Origin of the sequence: Streptococcus mitis (genome assembly GCF_003942685.1) — a bacterium.
GTDB lineage: Bacteria > Bacillota > Bacilli > Lactobacillales > Streptococcaceae > Streptococcus > Streptococcus mitis_CD.
This window is the reverse complement of sequence record NZ_RJNR01000001.1, coordinates 364203-382680: the sequence shown is the minus strand read 5'-3', so window position 1 is coordinate 382680 and position 18478 is coordinate 364203. Positions and strand designations below refer to the sequence as shown.

13 protein-coding genes and 3 pseudogenes are annotated in these 18478 nt (G+C 43.1%); 9 read left to right on the top strand and 7 right to left on the bottom strand.

Annotated elements, in window-relative coordinates:
- Window positions 1-496 (top strand): annotated as a pseudogene (locus D8855_RS10940) (MSCRAMM family adhesin SdrC); the annotation flags it as partial.
- Window positions 497-3117: 2621 nt separating this feature from the next.
- On the opposite strand, the pseudogene D8855_RS11035 reads toward D8855_RS10940, so the two are convergent.
- A pseudogene (locus D8855_RS11035) lies at window positions 3118-5382 on the bottom strand (Rib/alpha-like domain-containing protein); the annotation flags it as partial.
- 811 nt (window positions 5383-6193) lie between these two features.
- Between D8855_RS11035 and D8855_RS01790 the strand changes: the two are divergent.
- Window positions 6194-6427 carry a hypothetical protein gene (locus tag D8855_RS01790; RefSeq protein WP_125415629.1) on the top strand — a complete coding sequence of 78 codons (234 nt, stop codon included), beginning with the start codon at window positions 6194-6196 and terminating at the stop codon, window positions 6425-6427.
- Between the two features lie 135 nt (window positions 6428-6562).
- On the top strand, window positions 6563-6838 hold the full coding sequence (locus D8855_RS10935) for a hypothetical protein (protein WP_281280782.1): 276 nt from the start codon (window positions 6563-6565) through the stop codon (window positions 6836-6838).
- A gap of 62 nt (window positions 6839-6900) precedes the next feature.
- Here D8855_RS10935 and D8855_RS10985 read toward each other — a convergent pair.
- The 3 genes and pseudogenes from D8855_RS10985 to D8855_RS01775 all read right to left on the bottom strand — a co-directional run.
- Window positions 6901-7095 (bottom strand): annotated as a pseudogene (locus tag D8855_RS10985) (accessory Sec-dependent serine-rich glycoprotein adhesin); the annotation flags it as partial.
- Window positions 7096-8062: 967 nt separating this feature from the next.
- Window positions 8063-9607, bottom strand: a complete 1545-nt coding sequence (locus tag D8855_RS01780) for a peptide chain release factor 3 (RefSeq protein ID WP_001025437.1) — start codon at window positions 9605-9607, stop codon at window positions 8063-8065.
- Window positions 9608-9750: 143 nt separating this feature from the next.
- On the bottom strand, window positions 9751-10443 hold the full coding sequence (locus D8855_RS01775; protein WP_049552708.1) for a YwaF family protein: 693 nt from the start codon (window positions 10441-10443) through the stop codon (window positions 9751-9753).
- A 165-nt stretch (window positions 10444-10608) separates the two neighbouring features.
- Here D8855_RS01775 and gatC point away from each other — a divergent pair, with 165 nt between their 5' ends.
- From gatC to nusB, 6 genes are all read left to right on the top strand, one after another.
- A complete protein-coding gene (gene gatC, locus D8855_RS01770; RefSeq protein ID WP_000705419.1) occupies window positions 10609-10911 on the top strand; it encodes an Asp-tRNA(Asn)/Glu-tRNA(Gln) amidotransferase subunit GatC in 303 nt (100 codons plus the stop codon).
- Window positions 10911-12377, top strand: coding sequence for an Asp-tRNA(Asn)/Glu-tRNA(Gln) amidotransferase subunit GatA (gatA, locus tag D8855_RS01765; protein ID WP_125415627.1), 1467 nt, complete (start codon window positions 10911-10913; stop codon window positions 12375-12377). The genes gatC and gatA overlap by 1 nt, the downstream gene beginning before the upstream one ends.
- Complete coding sequence (gatB, locus tag D8855_RS01760) at window positions 12377-13819, top strand: Asp-tRNA(Asn)/Glu-tRNA(Gln) amidotransferase subunit GatB (protein ID WP_125415625.1); 1443 nt, start codon at window positions 12377-12379, stop codon at window positions 13817-13819. Before gatA ends, gatB begins: the two co-directional genes overlap by 1 nt.
- A 130-nt stretch (window positions 13820-13949) precedes the next feature.
- Window positions 13950-14510: an elongation factor P gene (gene efp / locus D8855_RS01755; protein WP_000568643.1), complete on the top strand. Its 561-nt coding sequence runs from the start codon at window positions 13950-13952 to the stop codon at window positions 14508-14510.
- 21 nt (window positions 14511-14531) lie between these two features.
- The gene (locus D8855_RS01750; protein ID WP_000510575.1) at window positions 14532-14921 is read left to right on the top strand and encodes an Asp23/Gls24 family envelope stress response protein; all 390 of its coding nucleotides are present in this window, start codon (window positions 14532-14534) and stop codon (window positions 14919-14921) included.
- On the top strand, window positions 14914-15339 hold the full coding sequence (gene nusB / locus D8855_RS01745) for a transcription antitermination factor NusB (RefSeq protein WP_061590538.1): 426 nt from the start codon (window positions 14914-14916) through the stop codon (window positions 15337-15339). Before D8855_RS01750 ends, nusB begins: the two co-directional genes overlap by 8 nt.
- Window positions 15340-15441: 102 nt before the next feature.
- Here the strand turns inward: nusB and D8855_RS01740 are convergent, their stop codons facing one another.
- From D8855_RS01740 to accC, 3 genes are read right to left on the bottom strand one after another with little or no spacing between them, the layout of a single operon-like run.
- Window positions 15442-16209, bottom strand: coding sequence for an acetyl-CoA carboxylase carboxyl transferase subunit alpha (locus D8855_RS01740; RefSeq protein WP_070842779.1), 768 nt, complete (start codon window positions 16207-16209; stop codon window positions 15442-15444).
- The gene (gene accD, locus D8855_RS01735; protein ID WP_070842778.1) at window positions 16206-17072 is read right to left on the bottom strand and encodes an acetyl-CoA carboxylase, carboxyltransferase subunit beta; all 867 of its coding nucleotides are present in this window, start codon (window positions 17070-17072) and stop codon (window positions 16206-16208) included. The genes D8855_RS01740 and accD overlap by 4 nt, the downstream gene beginning before the upstream one ends.
- A gap of 36 nt (window positions 17073-17108) precedes the next feature.
- A complete protein-coding gene (gene accC, locus D8855_RS01730; RefSeq protein ID WP_061589556.1) occupies window positions 17109-18476 on the bottom strand; it encodes an acetyl-CoA carboxylase biotin carboxylase subunit in 1368 nt (455 codons plus the stop codon).
- Between the last annotated feature and the right edge of the window lie 2 nt (window positions 18477-18478).

Below are 18478 nucleotides of genomic sequence, written 5' to 3'. Positions count from 1 at the left end.
TGTGCTTGCTGATTCTGATGCACTTGTTGATGCGGATTCAGAAGCTGATGTACTTGCTGATTCTGATGCACTTGTTGATGCGGATTCAGATGCCGATGTGCTTGCTGATTCAGAGGCACTTGTTGACGCTGACTCAGAAGCCGATGTGCTTGCTGACTCAGACGCACTTGTTGACGCTGATTCTGATGCACTTGTTGATGCTGATTCAGATGCCGATGTGCTTGCTGATTCAGAGGCACTTGTTGAGGCTGATTCTGAAGCCGATGTACTTGCTGATTCTGAGGCACTTGTTGACGCTGACTCAGACGCACTTGTGCTTGCTGACTCAGACGCACTTGTGCTTGCTGATTCTGAGGCACTTGTTGATGCTGACTCAGAAGCCGATGTACTTGCTGATTCTGATGCACTTGTTGAGGCTGATTCAGAAGCCGATGTACTTGCTGACTCTGAGGCGCTTGTCGATGCTGATTCTGATGCCGATGTGCTTGCTGATTGACTTGCACTTGTTGATGCTGACTCAGAAGCCGATGTGCTTGCTGATTCTGAGGCACTTGTTGACGCTGATTCAGAAGCTGATGTACTTGCTGATTCTGATGCACTTGTTGATGCTGACTCAGACGCACTTGTGCTTGCTGACTCAGACGCACTTGTTGACGCTGATTCAGAAGCTGATGTACTTGCTGATTCTGATGCACTTGTTGANGCTGACTCAGACGCACTTGTGCTTGCTGANTCNGAGGCACTTGTTGANGCTGACTCAGANGCNNNTGTNCTTGCTGATTCTGATGCACTTGTTGACGCTGATTCAGATGCTGATGTGCTTGCTGACTCTGACGCACTTGTTGATGCTGACTCTGACGCACTTGTTGACGCTGATTCAGAAGCTGATGTACTTGCTGATTCTGATGCACTTGTTGATGCTGACTCAGACGCACTTGTGCTTGCTGATTCTGAGGCACTTGTTGATGCTGACTCAGACGCACTTGTGCTTGCTGATTCTGATGCACTTGTTGACGCTGATTCTGAAGCTGATGTGCTTGCTGATTCTGATGCACTTGTTGATGCTGATTCAGATGCTGATGTACTTGCTGACTCAGAGGCACTTGTTGACGCTGACTCAGAAGCTGATGTGCTTGCTGATTCTGACGCACTTGTTGATGCTGATTCAGAGGCGCTTGTTGANGCTGATTCAGAGGCACTTGTTGACGCTGACTCAGATGCTGATGTGCTTGCTGATTGACTTGCACTTGTTGATGCNGACTCAGAAGCCGATGTGCTTGCTGATTCTGATGCACTTGTTGATGCTGATTCAGAAGCCGATGTGCTTGCTGACTCTGATGCACTTGTTGATGCNGACTCAGAAGCTGATGTGCTTGCTGATTCTGATGCACTTGTTGACGCTGACTCAGAGGCACTTGTTGACGCTGACTCTGATGCGCTTGTACTTGCTGACTCTGAGGCGCTTGTCGATGCTGATTCTGATGCACTTGTTGACGCTGATTCAGAGGCCGATGTGCTTGCTGATTCTGATGCACTTGTTGATGCTGACTCTGATGCGCTTGTTGACGCTGATTGGCTCGCACTTGTTGATGCTGACTCAGAGGCCGATGTACTTGCTGATTCTGATGCACTTGTTGATGCTGACTCTGATGCGCTTGTTGACGCTGATTTACTTGCACTTGTTGATGCTGACTCAGAGGCCGATGTACTTGCTGATTCTGATGCACTTGTTGACGCTGACTCTGATGCTGATGTACTTGCTGACTCTGATGCACTTGTTGACGCTGATTCAGAAGCTGATGTGCTTGCTGATTCTGATGCGCTTGTTGACGCTGATTCAGAGGCCGATGTGCTTGCTGANTCTGATGCGCTTGTTGACGCTGACTCAGAGGCTGATGTGCTTGCTGATTCTGATGCGCTTGTTGACGCTGATTCAGAAGCTGATGTGCTTGCTGACTCTGACGCACTTGTTGACGCTGATTCAGATGCTGATGTACTTGCTGACTCTGAGGCGCTTGTTGACGCTGATTCAGAAGCCGATGTGCTTGCTGATTCAGAAGCCGATGTGCTTGCTGACTCTGAGGCGCTTGTTGACGCTGATTGGTTCGCACTTGTTGAGGCTGATTCAGAAGCCGATGTGCTTGCTGATTCTGACGCACTTGTTGAGGCTGATTCTGATGCCGATGTGCTTGCTGACTCTGATGCGCTTGTTGAGGCTGATTCAGAAGCCGATGTGCTTGCTGATTCTGACGCACTTGTTGAGGCTGATTCTGATGCCGATGTGCTTGCTGACTCTGATGCGCTTGTTGAGGCTGATTGGCTCGCACTTGTTGAGGCTGACTCAGATGCCGATGTTCTTGCTGATTCTGACGCGCTTGTTGATGCTGATTCAGAAGCCGATGTGCTTGCTGACTCNGAAGCGCTTGTTGACGCTGATTCAGAAGCCGATGTGCTTGCTGATTCTGAGGCGCTTGTTGATGCTGACTCTGACGCTGATGTGCTTGCTGACTCAGAAGCGCTTGTGCTTGCTGATTCTGATGCACTTGTTGACGCTGATGTACTTGCTGATTGACTTGCACTTGTTGATGCTGACTCAGAAGCCGATGTGCTTGCTGATTCTGATGCACTTGTCGACGCTGATTCAGAGGCTGATGTGCTTGCTGATTGACTTGCACTTGTCGATGCTGACTGGCTAGCTGACGTGCTTGCTGATTGACTGGCGCTTGTTGATGCGGATTGGCTAGCTGATGTACTTGCTGATTGACTGGCGCTTGTTGATGCTGACTGGCTAGCTGACGTGCTTGCTGATTGACTTGCGCTTGTTGATGCGGATTGGCTAGCTGATGTACTTGCTGATTGACTGGCGCTTGTTGATGCTGACTGGCTAGCTGACGTGCTTGCTGATTGGCTTGCACTTGTCGACGCTGACTTAGATGCACTTGTTGAAGCACTTTGGCTCGCACTTGTCGACGCTGACTGACTTGCACTGGTCGATGCGGACTTAGATGCACTCGTTGAAGCACTTCGGCTGGCACTGGTTGACGCTGATACTGACGCGCTTGTGCTTGCTGACACTGATGCACGGTAATCTGAATCTGATATATCCGGTGTTACCGTATTTACCGTTCCATCTTTATAAGTGATGGTCACCGTTCCATTTTCTGCAATAGAATAACTTCTAATACGGTTTGCAGTCTCTGGATTTGCTGTTTTCACAGCAGCCAAGATCTTATCTTTCTCACGCTGGTTCAGAGCGTTTGGATGTTCAACTTGAAAGACTACTGACGGCTTCTTACCAGGGAATCTTTCATTCAATTTACCTTGAGCAACAACTACTGTCGGAGTACGTGCTTCGTTATTAGACAAGTCTACAGCTTTGGTCCCGAGATTCCATTTATTTGTGTCAGCATATTCCTGATTAGGATTATAAGTCGCTGTATATTCTAAAGTAGCAGGAGCATTCGTTGGTGTATTCTTGAATCCTGGCGCATCATCATTCGAAGAATATCCATCTTGGAATATTCTAGTTTTATCAGAAATACCATCATAAAGTTTCAAGTCTCTAAGTTTGCCACTATTATCTGAACCTTTCAAGACAACTTTAACTTCATCTCCTGCAAAAATCTCGTATCCATTCGTACCAGGACGGACATTATTTTTCGGAGAAAGCTTTTCCCATTTTTTAGTCTTATCATTCTTGACATAGATTTCAAATTCAGGATTTGGATTTACATTTTCTTTAGTAATGGTCTTAGTAGTTGTGGCAGAAGTAAGGGTCTCTGTTCTTCCAGAAGTCGTTACAACTTTCTCTTGTTTAACCGTTACATTTCCTGTAGGTAAGAGTCCATTATTGGCATCCGTAACGCGTTTCAAATCAGACGGTGTAAATGTCAGACTTGTTCCTGTTGCTTGTTTTTTAACTGTTTGACCTGCAATCGTTAAAGTGACTGTTGCTCCTGGTGTTACGTTATTTACCACAATCGAACGATTTGGCAAACCACCTTTTTCATTCACTGAATCAGCTGCAATTTCAGGGGTTTGTGGATTTACTTTCACAGTAACAGGGACATTCTGTTTAACTCTGACCCCTGTTGAATCTGCAGGTAGTTCTACTTCGACATATTTAGTGAAACTTCCAACTGTAGAAAGTGACGGAGCACCATCGACCCATCTGTAATTAGTGTTTGCTGTATTAAATTCTGGGCTTGCCGATACTTTTGTAACCGCGTCTTTAGGATTTGCTACAGCTTGTTTATAAGTTGGGTCATCTGTTTTATTTTCTGTAAAAATATAAGAACGATTTGATTCAAACTTATAGACATCATGGACAACATCAACTGTATGACTTAGTTTATTAGAGTCATTTTCCCCCATACGACCTACCGGATAGGTAAAGGTCACTTGGTAGGTATTTCTTCCTGTATCAGTTGTATTGATAGGCGAGCTAGAAACCACTTGACCATTTTTACTCCAAGCTTGGCTTGCACCACTTGGATATCCCGCCGTTCCCTCTTTATCAACATAATTATGCCAAACTGTTCCATTATGAGGTTGCGTTCCTTGAATATCATTTACTGGACCTTTAGGTTTAATTGTCGCCAGAACTTCATAATCTACAGTAACATCTTCGCTTCCACCATTTGGATATTCGATATGGGCAATAGCTTGTTTAGAACCTGTCTCTGATGTATTAATTCCTGCCCCTTGTTTCCAAGTGATATTTGTTCCATTAGGGAATGCTTTACCGTTAGCACGCTGGATAAAGTTACTTGCATCCGCCAAGTCACCAGCCTGCTCACCAATATAGGTATAGACTTTAGGGACTTTGGCAATTGGATTGTATTTCTCCAAGGCAGCATTGATAGTACTTGTGGTACCATCACGATAGGTAACGGTTATCGTACCATTTGTTGAAACTTCTATTTTAGCTCTAGTACCTGGGAAGGTTAAAACGGTACCATTTGCATCTGAAGTCACATTTGGCCGGACTCCTGTCTTAGCGAGATCTTGATTAGATAGTAAATCACGTTTATTGGTTGCATTATTAATGAAGTTATTATAAACTTCTCCAATTTCTTGCTGTGTTAGATGCTCCAAATCCTTAACTTGAACAACATCTCCACTTTGGACATCATGGCGCTCGTTGAATCCCTTGATAGTATAGGTAAGAGTAGCCTCAGAGGATTTATTTCCCCAATCAACTGCACCAATACTATAGCTATAGGTTTTTCCTACTACAGCGGATGCCTCACCGTTACCTACAGTACCTGATATACCCGTTCCAATATCTTTAATTTCCTTTGTTTGATTTAACCAAGGGCTTCCAGTACTAGGAACGTAAGGATTATATCTCGGATTAGGTCGATTTATTTCTTGACCCATCAATTGTCCGCCATAAGTGACTCCAGGAATAGCATCCTGCTTGATAATTCCGTATTGGCGGATACTAGCTCCATTTTTTAAAATAGGAAGCTCATGAACGAAATAATCATCATTATAAACATCAAAATGAGTTCCATTATTATTCTGGATAATTGGACCTGATTTACTCACAGAAGGTGGTGGTGTTGGTTTTGATGCAGTATACCCCGTTGGAACACTTGCCGATTGAACTGTAGAAGCATTCCCTTGAGTATTTTGCCCGATAGGAGCTGAGCTAACCTGAACTTGCATATCTGCAGTCGCAGTCGGCACATTGTTATCGTATTTAACTCTGACTTCAATCCTACCACTTAAGTTTCTATTTTGTCCATGTCTGTAATTATAAACAATTTCGGAACCCTGAGTGTAGGTTTTCTCCATAGAGTTGCCATTAAATGTTGCACTTTGGACATGACCTCCTCGGCCGACATTTATCTTAACACCAACATTGTGCAAAGCACTACTCGCCTGAACATTCATGGTGTAAGTCGCGATACCAGTAGCTTTATCAAAAGTAGCAACTGGACTACTTACCGTCATACGCCCGTCATTCTGAGAAGGAGCCCAACTTGCACGAAGGGAAGCATCGCGCAACATGGCTTGGCCATTACGGGCATCACGCGCACCTGATTGCGCTCTTAAAACAGCATTGACAATGGAATTACGAGCTTGAGTCGCTTTTTGCACCACCTCTGCCCAGTCACTCGTTGGATCTGCCAAGGCTTTTTCAATAGCTGTCACTGCTGCATTTACCTTAGTAATTGCAGAATCAGTGTTTGGTAAACCAGCAGCCTTCGCTAGGTATTCGCCCATTTCAGCTGAAAGCTTGGTTAACTTCTTGCGATTTTCTTCATTTTTCTTTACAGAGGCTTCTACAGATGACAAGGTTGCAGCTGTCGCTCCCACTAAACTTGTTGTATCTGAATTTGTTTTAACAGTGTTTGACTCAATAGTAGCAGGCTTCAAAATTGATGAATCAATCTTGTCAACCTTTGATTCATTTTGAGTCGATGCTTTCTTCTCATCTTGAATTTCAGATACAGTTTTTTCTGAGGAAGCTCCTACAGATATTGACACACTACTTGTTTGGCTAGCAGATTGACTTAAACTAGTTGACGCACTAGCGGAATCTGAAGCGCTAGTGCTAGCTGAAGATGATGTGCTAGCTGAGGCACTAACTGACGTACTAGCGGAAGCACTTGCTGAAGTGCTGGCTGAGGTACTAGCTGAGGTGCTAGTAGAAGCTGATTCTGAAATCGAAGCGCTTTCACTCATAGAAGTAGACAAGCTAGCAGAATTTTCCGAGTTACTTAGAGATGTCGTACCCAAAACTACTGTATCATTTGTAACTAAAAGATCTGGATTTTCCAGCGTTTTTTCCACTGCTACTGTTTCATTTGCAAATACTTTTGTTTGAGTAGCAACACTACCACCTAAAACAGCCCCTGTGGCGGCAAGCCCCTTGATAATATCCAAACCTGAAATAGAAGGATTCACTTTATCCTCTACTACTTCTGTCATGACTTGAGTCATATCTACACCACCCCGCAAGACCTTGAATAAACCAAAAAGAGAGGTTGAAGCTCGCAACCAATGTTTTCCTGATTTGATTAACTTATACCGCGTCACTCGATCGGTTTCTCTATACTCACCTTTTTGACGTCTAAAAAACATGTTTTACCCTTTCCCTACATACCAAAAGTGGACAATCCACCCTATTTTAATCATACCTTTAAAGTATACTTTAAATGCAAACGCTTGTCAAGAAATTTGATATATTTTTATATAATATTACCATTCAAATATTTTGAAATATCGAACCATTTATAAATTCTCTAACAACATCTAATACCTTTGTATAAAAAGCCTCAAATAACTTTTTAAAATATATATAGCTAAATTTATTTTAGTAGTAAAAAGTATATAACGTTCGGATTTTTAACATATTATATAAACAAAATATAAAAACTTGACTATTCATGTTTCATTGATAAATTCATAATGTAATGCAAAAAATACTATCGAAGTACATCTTGTGACAATAGATTTTCATAAAAAATTGCTTCGAATCAACTCGATTCTCCTCTGTAACTCCTATCAAAAATGCCCACAATTAGGTTATAATCATGGGCATTCTATTGATGTTTTTTCTAGTTAGCTAGGCCATTATCTCCCCGTCACGACAGAAAAGCATTTAGGTAAACCGATTGTTAAACTACGACACGGAGTTTGGCAAATCGATTCCATTTGCCAAACGTAGTTAGTAAGGCAGTTAGCTAAACTACTTCCTACCAGTTACGACGGAAAAATCCACGAATCAATAATATTCGTAGATTTTTCCTAGTGAAGTGTTTAGGTATACCGCCATAGCGATTACCTATTATTAGATTACGATACTGAGTTTTACGAATCAATAATATTCGTAAAACTTTACTAGTGGAGCGCCTAGCCAAGTTCCATAGAAACTTGGCGTTAGTTACTTAGATTGTTACACAATCAAATACATTTACTGAACTACGACACGGAGTTTGGCAAATCGATTTCATTTGCCAAACGTAGTTAGTAAGGCAGTTAGCTAGTTCGCCAAATAGCGACTAGCGTCCAACAATTAGGAACTTTAGTTCCAATTGTTGGTACTGAGTTACATCTTCTCTTCCAACTCTACGTCTGGATACTTATCTGCAAACCAACGAAGGGCAAAGTCATTTTCAAAGAGGAAGACTGGTTGGTCAAAACGGTCTTTAGCCAAGATATTGCGGCTTGATGACATTCGTTCATCCAAGTCCTCAGGCTTGATCCAGCGAACGGTCTTTTTACCCATTGGGCTCATAACCACTTCTGCATTGTACTCGCCTTCCATGCGGTGCTTAAAGACTTCAAACTGGAGTTGACCTACAGCGCCTAGCATATACTCGCCTGTTTGGTAATTCTTATAAAGCTGAATGGCTCCTTCTTGCACCAATTGCTCAATCCCCTTGTGGAAGGATTTTTGCTTCATGACATTCTTAGCAGAAACTTTCATGAAAATTTCAGGTGTAAAAGTTGGCAGTGGTTCAAATTCAAACTTGTTTTTTCCAACTGTTAAGGTATCCCCAACTTGATAAGTACCTGTATCGTAAACACCGATAATATCACCTGCCACGGCATTGGTCACATTCTCACGACTTTCTGCCATAAACTGAGTAACATTAGACAATTTAGCCCCCTTACCAGTACGAGGCAGGTTGACACTCATGCCACGCTCAAATTCACCTGATACGATCCGGACAAAGGCGATACGGTCACGGTGACGAGGGTCCATGTTGGCTTGGATCTTAAAGACAAATCCTGAGAAATCCTTGTCATAAGGATCCACAATTTCACCATCTGTTTTCTTGTGACCATGTGGTTCTGGAGCAAACTTGAGGAAGGTTTCAAGGAAGGTTTGAACACCAAAGTTTGTCAAAGCTGAACCAAAGAAGACTGGCGTCAATTCTCCAGCCAGAATAGCTTCCTCTGAAAACTCATTCCCAGCTTCATTTAAAAGCTCAATATCATCCTTGACTTGCTCGTAGAAAGGATTGCTACCAAAAAGCTTGTCCCCATCTTCTAAACTGGCAAAACGCTCATCCCCTTTATAAAGTTCCAAGCGTTGGTTATAGAGGTCATAAAGCCCTTCAAAAGCTTTCCCCATACCGATTGGCCAGTTCATCGGATAACTTGCAATACCCAAGACTTCTTCCAATTCTTGCAAGAGGTCCAGTGGCTCACGACCGTCACGGTCCAGCTTGTTCATAAAGGTAAAGACGGGAATGCCACGATGTTTGACAACCTCAAACAATTTCTTGGTTTGCGCCTCAATACCCTTGGCAGAGTCCACAACCATGACCGCAGCATCCACCGCCATCAAGGTACGATAGGTATCTTCTGAGAAGTCCTCATGCCCTGGTGTGTCGAGGATATTCACGCGCTTACCATCGTAGTCAAACTGCATAACAGATGAAGTCACCGAAATCCCACGTTGCTTCTCGATATCCATCCAGTCAGACTTGGCAAAAGTCCCTGTTTTCTTCCCTTTTACGGTACCAGCCTCACGAATCTCGCCCCCAAAGTAGAGTAACTGCTCGGTGATGGTTGTTTTCCCCGCGTCCGGGTGGGAGATGATGGCAAAAGTACGACGTTTCTTAATTTCTTCTTGAATATTCATAAGTTCTCTTTCTTTGATTCTCTATTTTTCTTGTTTCAATAGCTAAGAATGATTTTTACATTGGATTTTACCATTCCTTTCAACACTCCATTATATCGGATTTTGAGTAGTTTTTCAATTGCTCATCCGATGAAAAAAGTTAGCTAGAGCACTGATTTCACCTGGTTTCTCTTTTTCCACCGTTTTTTGAACAAGATATCAAAAAGAACCAGAGCCAGTGAAAGGATGACGGACACAAGTAGGTACTTTAGCCATAGGGGGGCATCAGGAATAAAAGGTGTCTTATTTAACAAGCCATAATTCCCACCAGTCACCTGATTAACCCCAACTAGAAAGAGATTGAGGATAAAGGTATAGACTACAATCATATACTTCTTGAGTAGGCTCTTGTCATAGTGATTCATCAAGTAGACCAAGGAATTCACTAGAAGGGCATAGTGCCCAATCAAAAATGAAAAACTGGTAATATGGGGGAAGTCATAGGGGTCAAAAACTGGGTAAACCAGTGCAAAGACAGCTCCACTTGCTCCTAAGAGGGCAAAGTACTGCTTACTTTTCCATTTATCAGGCAAGAAAACCACAGCAAACATAGCTAAACGGCAATGATAAAATGGGAGACTATTAGAAAAGGGAATCCCAAAACCAACATACCAACTATAGAGTGCTAGCAACTGGAGGATCTGAATCCCCTTAAACAAGTATACAAATTTCGGATTTTTGTGATAAGCAAGTGCCCCATAAATACAAAGCATTAAGACCAGCATCATGACCCCATACCAAAAAAGTGAAATGGGAGGAGGGACTGTCTGAGTTCTGGTGATAAATTGATGGAACATGTTTCTATCCTAACTCTTATTTTTTCTTTTTTCTAGTTTAACTATTATAGCGAATTAAAAACGATTTTTCAATTTCTATTTCTTTTCAGTTTGGCTCCCTTATTTATAGGAAAATATGGTAAAATAGAACAGACTCAAAATCATCATTTCACGAAAGGATGCAAGATGAAAATTACGCAAGAAGAGGTAACACACGTTGCCAATCTTTCAAAATTAAGATTCTCTGAAGAAGAAACTGCTGCCTTTGCAACTACCTTGTCCAAGATTGTAGACATGGTTGAATTGCTGGGCGAAGTTGACACAACTGGTGTTGCACCTACTACAACCATGGCTGACCGCAAGACTGTACTCCGCCCTGATGTGGCCGAAGAAGGAACAGACCGTGATCGCTTGTTTAAAAACGTACCTGAAAAAGACAACTACTATATCAAGGTACCAGCTATCCTAGACGATGGAGGAGATGCCTAATGACTTTCAACAATAAAACCATTGAAGACTTGCACAATCTCCTTGTCTCTAAGGAAATTTCAGCAACTGAATTAACACAAGCTACGCTTGAAGATATCAAGTCTCGCGAAACAGCTATTAACGCTTTTGTTACCATCGCTGAGGAGCAAGCCCTTGCTCAAGCTAAAGCTATTGATGAAGCTGGAATCGATGCTGATAATGTCCTTTCAGGAATTCCACTTGCAGTTAAGGATAACATCTCTACAGACGGCATTCTCACAACTGCTGCCTCAAAAATGCTCTATAACTACGAGCCAATTTTTGATGCGACAGCCGTTGCCAATGCAAAAGCGAAAGGCATGATTGTCGTAGGGAAAACTAACATGGACGAGTTTGCCATGGGTGGTTCAGGTGAGACTTCGCACTATGGTGCCACTAAAAATGCTTGGGATCAAAGCAAGGTTCCTGGTGGCTCATCAAGTGGTTCAGCTGCAGCTGTAGCTTCAGGCCAAGTTCGCTTGTCACTTGGTTCTGATACTGGTGGTTCTATCCGCCAACCTGCTGCCTTCAACGGAATCGTTGGTCTCAAACCAACCTACGGAACAGTTTCACGTTTCGGTCTCATTGCCTTTGGTAGCTCATTAGACCAGATTGGACCTTTCGCTCCTACTGTTAAGGAAAATGCTCTCTTGCTCAACGCTATTGCCAGCGAAGATGCCAAAGACTCTACTTCAGCTCCTGTCCGAATCGCCGACTTTACTTCAAAAATCGGTCAAGACATCAAGGGCATGAAAATTGCTTTGCCTAAAGAATATCTTGGCGAAGGGATTGACCCAGAGGTTAAGGAAACCATTCTTAATTCTGCTAAGCACTTTGAAAAACTTGGTGCTATCGTTGAAGAAGTCAGCCTTCCTCACTCTAAATACGGTGTTGCCGTTTACTACATCATCGCTTCATCTGAAGCTTCATCAAACTTGCAACGCTTTGACGGTATCCGTTATGGCTACCGCGCAGAAGATGCAACCAACCTTGATGAAATCTATGTCCACAGCCGTAGCCAAGGTTTTGGTGAAGAAGTGAAACGTCGTATCATGCTGGGTACTTTCAGCCTTTCATCAGGTTACTACGATGCCTACTACAAGAAAGCTGGTCAGGTTCGTACACTCATCATTCAAGATTTCGAAAAAGTCTTCGCGGATTACGACTTGATTTTGGGTCCAACTGCTCCAAGTGTTGCTTATGACTTGGACTCACTCAACCACGATCCAGTTGCTATGTACTTGGCTGACCTCTTGACCATCCCAGTCAACTTGGCAGGTCTCCCAGGAATTTCGATTCCAGCTGGATTCTCTCAAGGACTACCTGTCGGACTACAATTGATTGGCCCTAAATACTCTGAGGAAACCATTTACCAAGCTGCTGCTGCTTTTGAGGCAACAACAGACTACCACAAACAACAACCCGTGATTTTTGGAGGTGACAACTAATGAACTTTGAAACAGTCATTGGACTTGAAGTCCACGTAGAGCTCAACACCAATTCAAAAATCTTCTCACCTACTTCTGCCCACTTTGGAAATGACCAAAATGCCAACACCAACGTGATTGACTGGTCTTTCCCAGGAGTACTTCCGGTTCTCAACAAAGGTGTTGTCGATGCCGGTATCAAGACTGCTCTTGCCCTCAACATGGACATCCACAAAAAGATGCACTTTGACCGCAAAAACTACTTCTACCCTGATAATCCCAAAGCCTACCAAATTTCTCAGTTTGATGAGCCAATCGGCTACAAGGGCTGGATTGAAGTGGAACTAGAAGATGGTACGACTAAGAAAATCGGTATCGAACGTGCCCACCTAGAAGAAGACGCTGGTAAAAACACCCACGGTACAGATGGCTACTCTTATGTTGACCTCAACCGCCAAGGGGTGCCATTGATCGAAATTGTATCTGAAGCCGATATGCGTTCACCAGAAGAAGCCTACGCTTACCTAACTGCCCTCAAGGAGGTCATCCAGTACGCTGGCATTTCTGACGTTAAGATGGAAGAAGGTTCTATGCGTGTGGATGCCAATATCTCTCTTCGTCCGTATGGTCAAGAGAAATTCGGTACCAAGACAGAGTTGAAGAACCTCAACTCCTTCTCAAACGTTCGCAAAGGTCTTGAATACGAAGTTCAACGTCAAGCCGAAATCCTTCGTTCAGGTGGTCAAATCCGCCAGGAAACACGCCGTTACGATGAAGCCAACAAGGCAACCATCCTCATGCGTGTTAAGGAAGGTGCTGCAGACTACCGCTACTTCCCAGAGCCAGACCTACCTCTTTTTGAAATCTCAGATGAGTGGATTGAGGAAATGCGTACTGAATTGCCAGAGTTTCCAAAAGAACGCCGTGCTCGCTACGTCTCTGACCTCGGCTTGTCAGACTACGATGCTAGCCAGTTGACTGCAAATAAAGTCACTTCTGACTTCTTTGAAAAAGCTGTTGCTCTTGGTGGTGATGCCAAACAAGTCTCTAACTGGCTCCAAGGGGAAGTCGCTCAGTTCTTGAACGCTGAAGGCAAGACACTAGAACAAATCGAATTGACACCAGAAAACTTGGTTGAAATGATTGCCATCATCGAAGACGGTACTATCTCTTCTAAGATTGCCAAGAAAGTCTTTGTCCACCTGGCTAAAAATGGCGGTGGCGCGCGTGAATACGTGGAAAAAGCAGGTATGGTTCAAATCTCAGATCCAGATGTCTTGATTCCAATCATCCACCAAGTCTTTGCGGATAACGAAGCCGCAGTTGTCGACTTCAAGTCAGGCAAACGCAACGCAGATAAGGCCTTCACAGGCTTCCTTATGAAAGCAACCAAAGGCCAAGCCAACCCACAAGTCGCCCTTAAGCTGCTTGCCCAGGAATTGGCAAAGTTGAAAGAAGATTAATATATAAAAGAAACCAGCCTTGAGGTTGGTTTTTTCGCTCTTACCAAATCCCATTAACTATTTTGGCTTTATTTCCAGAAGATTTTATGGTAAAATGAAGAGTAATAATATTTATTAAAGAGGTAAAAACATGATTGAAGCAAGCAAATTGAAAGCTGGTATGACATTTGAAACTGCAGACGGAAAATTAATCCGCGTTTTGGAAGCTAGCCACCACAAACCAGGTAAAGGAAACACAATCATGCGTATGAAATTACGTGATGTCCGTACTGGTTCTACATTTGACACAAGCTACCGTCCAGAAGAAAAATTCGAACAAGCTATTATCGAAACTGTTCCAGCTCAATACTTGTACAAGATGGATGAAACTGCCTACTTCATGAATACTGAAACTTACGACCAATACGAAATCCCAGTCGTAAACGTTGAAAATGAATTGCTTTACATCCTTGAAAACTCTGATGTAAAAATCCAATTCTACGGAACTGAAGTAATCGGTGTAACTGTACCAACTACTGTTGAATTGACAGTCGCTGAAACACAACCATCTATCAAAGGTGCTACTGTTACAGGTTCTGGTAAACCAGCGACTATGGAAACTGGACTTGTTGTCAACGTTCCTGACTTCATCGAAGCTGGACAAAAATTGATCATCAACACTGCAGAAGGAACTTACGTTTCTCGTGCCTAATCTCTAGAAAGAGGTCATTCTATGGGAATTGAAGAACAATTTGGCGAAATCGTTATCGCTCCACGTGTACTTGAAAAAATCATTGCCATCGCAACTGCTAAAGTTGATGGTGTCCACTCATTTTCAAATAAATCCGTATCTGATACCCTATCAAAACTCTCTCTTGGTCGTGGCGTCTACTTAAAAGAAAGCAACGAAGAACTAACTGCTGACATTTATCTCTATCTTGAGTACGGTGTAAAAGTACCAAAAGTTGCTCTTGCTATTCAAAAAGCGGTCAAAGATGCTGTCCGAGATATGGCTGATGTGGAACTTGCTGCTGTCAACATCCATGTTGCAGGAATCGTTCCAGATAAAACACCAAAACCTGAGTTGAAAGATCTATTTAACGAGGACTTCCTCAATGACTAGTCCATTATTAGAATCTAGACGTGAACTTCGTAAATGCGCTTTTCAAGCTCTTATAAGCCTTGAATTCGGAACAGATGTGGAAACAGCTTGCCACTTTGCCTACACGCATGACCGTGAAGATGCAGATGTGCAAATCCCTGCCTTTCTTCTGAACTTGGTTTCTGGCGTTCAAGCTCAAAAAGACGAGTTGGATAAACAAATCAACCAGCACCTCAAGTCAGGCTGGACAGTTGAACGATTGACCTTGGTCGAAAAAAACTTACTACGCTTAGGTATCTTTGAAATCACATCATTTGATACACCTCAGCTGGTAGCAGTCAATGAAGCTATTGAACTTGCTAAGAATTTTTCAGATCAAAAATCAGCCCGTTTTATCAATGGACTGCTTAGTCAATTTGTAACTGAAGAAAATGAATAATCGAAAAGGTGTTTGGTCTTCCAAGCACCTTTTGACTTTCCCCTCTGTACAGAGTAAGAACCACATAAAAACTAGAACTGACTGCCAGTTCTAGTTTTTATATTAGTATTTTCTAAATCGTTGATAACGTTCTTCCAACAGCTCTTCTAGAGGTTTTTGTGAAAGTAAAGCTACCTCAGCTTGGAGTTCTTTTTTGACACTCTTAATCAGTTCTTTGCTAGAAAGTCCCGTTTCAGAAATCACCTTATCCACCACATCCATTTCTAGCAGCTCATGCGAAGTGATTTTCATCAGTTCTGCCGCTTCCATGGCACGAGTGCCGTCCTTCCATAGAATGGAAGCAAAGCCTTCTGGGCTGAGAATGGCATAGATAGAATTTTCCAGCATCCAGACACGGTCTGCGACTGCTAGAGCCAGAGCCCCGCCTGAACCACCTTCACCTATAATGATGGCGATAATCGGAACTTTCAGGTCACTCATTTCCATGAGATTGCGAGCAATAGCTTCTCCCTGACCACGTTCTTCCGCTCCCACACCAGGATAAGCACCTGCAGTATTGATAAAGGTCACAACTGGACGAGCAAACTTTTCAGCCTGTTTCATCAAACGTAGGGCCTTGCGGTAGCCTTCTGGATGCGGTTGACCAAAATTTCGCTTGAGGTTATCTTGTAAACTCTTTCCTTTTTGGATACCAACCACTGTTACAGCTTGGTCCCCAAGCCAGCCGATACCACCAACAACTGCACCATCGTCACGAAAAGAACGGTCACCGTGTAATTGGATAAATTCATCAAAAATGCCTGTTGCAAAGTCCAAGGTTGTCAAGCGACTCTGCTCACGCGCTTCTCTGACTATTTTTGCAATATTCATCTAGGACCCCCTCCGTGCAATCTGACTAGGCTAGCAATCGTATCTGGCAAATCTCTTCTTTTGATAATAGCATCTACAAAGCCATGTTCCAGTAGGAATTCTGCCTTTTGGAAATCCTCAGGTAAGCTTTCACGAACCGTATTTTCAATGACGCGACGCCCGGCAAAACCAACTAAACTCTGTGGTTCAGCTAGGATGATATCTCCTTCCATAGCGAAAGAAGCTGTTACTCCACCTGTCGTTGGATCTGTCAAAATGGTCAGATAAAAGAGACCAGCATTTGAATGGCGTTTAACTGCTGCAGAAATCTTGGCCATCTGCATGAGACTCATGATTCCTTCCTGCATACGGGCCCCACCAGAGGCTGTGAAGAGAACAACTGGCAATTGTTCGACAGTCGCATACTCAAACAAACGAGTGATTTTTTCACCTACAACCGTACCCATAGAAGCCATGATAAAGTTAGAATCCATAATCCCAAGAGCCACAGTCTGACCTTTTATAAGAGCTGTTCCAGTCACAACGGCTTCATCCAGACCTGTTTTTTCACGCATAGTCGCTAGTTTCTTTTGATAACCAGGGAAATGCAAGGGATCCTTGCTTTCAATTCCTGTAAACAATTCCTTGAAGGTTCCCATATCAATCGTCAAAGCCAAGCGTTCTTGGGCAGAAATACGAAAGGTGTAGTTACAATGTGGACAGATACGCTCACTTCCCAGATCCTTCTGATAAATGGTATGCTTACAGCCTGGACACTGGGAGAATAATTCATCTGGAACCTCTGGCTTAGCTTGAGGTTTTTCCCTAACCGAACGATTGGGATTGATTCGAATATACTTATCTTTTTTACTAAATAGAGCCATTGATTCCCCTTTTCGGTTTAAACTCTTGAAGTCATTTTATTCTTTTTCTTGATATTTAGGTAAGAAGGTTTCCATCAAGAAGGAAGTATCATAATCTCCAGCAATGACATTACGATCTGAAATGAGGTCAAGCTGGAAATCTGCATTGGTCTGCACCCCCTCTATCTCTAGTTCATAGAGGGCTCGTTGCATTTTCATCAAGGCATCAAAACGATTTTCACCGTGAACGATGATTTTAGCAATCATACTATCATAATAAGGCGGAATGGTATAACCTGGATAAACTGCTGAATCCACGCGCAAGCCTACTCCTCCACTTGGCAGATAGAGATTGGTAATCTTACCTGGACTTGGAGCAAAGTTGAAGGCTGGGTTTTCTGCATTGATCCGACACTCGATGGCATGACCACGCAGAACAATATCTTCTTGCTTCACAGACAGGGGCTGACCTGCCGCAATGCGAATTTGTTCCTTAACGATATCCACACCTGAAACAAATTCTGTTACTGGATGCTCTACCTGAACACGTGTATTCATTTCCATGAAATAGAATTTACCACTGGCTTCATCAAGAAGAAACTCAATGGTCCCTGCATTTTCATAACCAACAGACTCTGCCGCTCGAACAGCCGCAGCACCAATTTCATGGCGCAGCGTTTTTCCGATTGCAATCGAAGGACTTTCTTCCAAAACCTTTTGGTTATTCCGTTGAAGAGAACAATCCCGTTCCCCCAAGTGAATCACATGTCCATGCTCATCTCCTAGGATTTGAACCTCGATGTGACGAGCTGGATAGATAACCCGTTCTATGTACATGGCACCATTGCCATAATTGGCCTTGGCTTCACTTGAAGCAGTATCAAAGGCGGAAACGAGGTCTTCTGGTTTTTCAACCTTACGAATCCCTTTACCACCTCCACCTGCTGAAGCCTTGAGCATAACAGGGTAGCCAATTTTTTCAGCAACAATCAAAGCTTCCTCAGAGTTATGCACTTCTCCATCTGAACCTGGAATGACAGGCACGCCTGCTTTAATCATCTGAGCACGCGCATTGATTTTATCTCCCATCATATCCATGACATGACCAGATGGACCGATAAACTTGATACCAACTTCTTCACACATGGTTGCAAATTTGGAATTTTCACTGAGAAATCCGAAACCTGGGTGAATGGCTTCTGCCTCAGTCAAGACTGCAGCTGATAGAACCGCATTAATATTGAGATAAGACTCTGTAGGCTTACCAGGACCGATACAAACTGCTTCATCTGCCAAAAGCGTATGCAGGGCTTCCTTATCAGCAGTTGAATAAACCGCCACCGTTGCAATCCCCAATTCACGCGCCGCACGGATAATACGAACCGCAATTTCACCACGATTGGCAATTAAAATTTTTCGAAACATGG

What these genes read in the sequence shown, in the direction of transcription:
- accD (WP_070842778.1), bottom strand. Translation starts at nt 17,072, where the DNA reads ATGGCTCTATTTAGTAAAAAAGATAAGTATATTCGAATCAATCCCAAT.
- D8855_RS01740 (WP_070842779.1), bottom strand. Translation starts at nt 16,209, where the DNA reads ATGAATATTGCAAAAATAGTCAGAGAAGCGCGTGAGCAGAGTCGCTTG.
- D8855_RS01780 (WP_001025437.1), bottom strand. Translation starts at nt 9,607, where the DNA reads ATGAATATTCAAGAAGAAATTAAGAAACGTCGTACTTTTGCCATCATC.
- D8855_RS01775 (WP_049552708.1), bottom strand. Translation starts at nt 10,443, where the DNA reads ATGTTCCATCAATTTATCACCAGAACTCAGACAGTCCCTCCTCCCATT.
- gatA (WP_125415627.1), top strand. Translation starts at nt 10,911, where the DNA reads ATGACTTTCAACAATAAAACCATTGAAGACTTGCACAATCTCCTTGTC.
- accC (WP_061589556.1), bottom strand. Translation starts at nt 18,476, where the DNA reads ATGTTTCGAAAAATTTTAATTGCCAATCGTGGTGAAATTGCGGTTCGT.
- gatC (WP_000705419.1), top strand. Translation starts at nt 10,609, where the DNA reads ATGAAAATTACGCAAGAAGAGGTAACACACGTTGCCAATCTTTCAAAA.
- gatB (WP_125415625.1), top strand. Translation starts at nt 12,377, where the DNA reads ATGAACTTTGAAACAGTCATTGGACTTGAAGTCCACGTAGAGCTCAAC.
- D8855_RS01750 (WP_000510575.1), top strand. Translation starts at nt 14,532, where the DNA reads ATGGGAATTGAAGAACAATTTGGCGAAATCGTTATCGCTCCACGTGTA.
- nusB (WP_061590538.1), top strand. Translation starts at nt 14,914, where the DNA reads ATGACTAGTCCATTATTAGAATCTAGACGTGAACTTCGTAAATGCGCT.
- efp (WP_000568643.1), top strand. Translation starts at nt 13,950, where the DNA reads ATGATTGAAGCAAGCAAATTGAAAGCTGGTATGACATTTGAAACTGCA.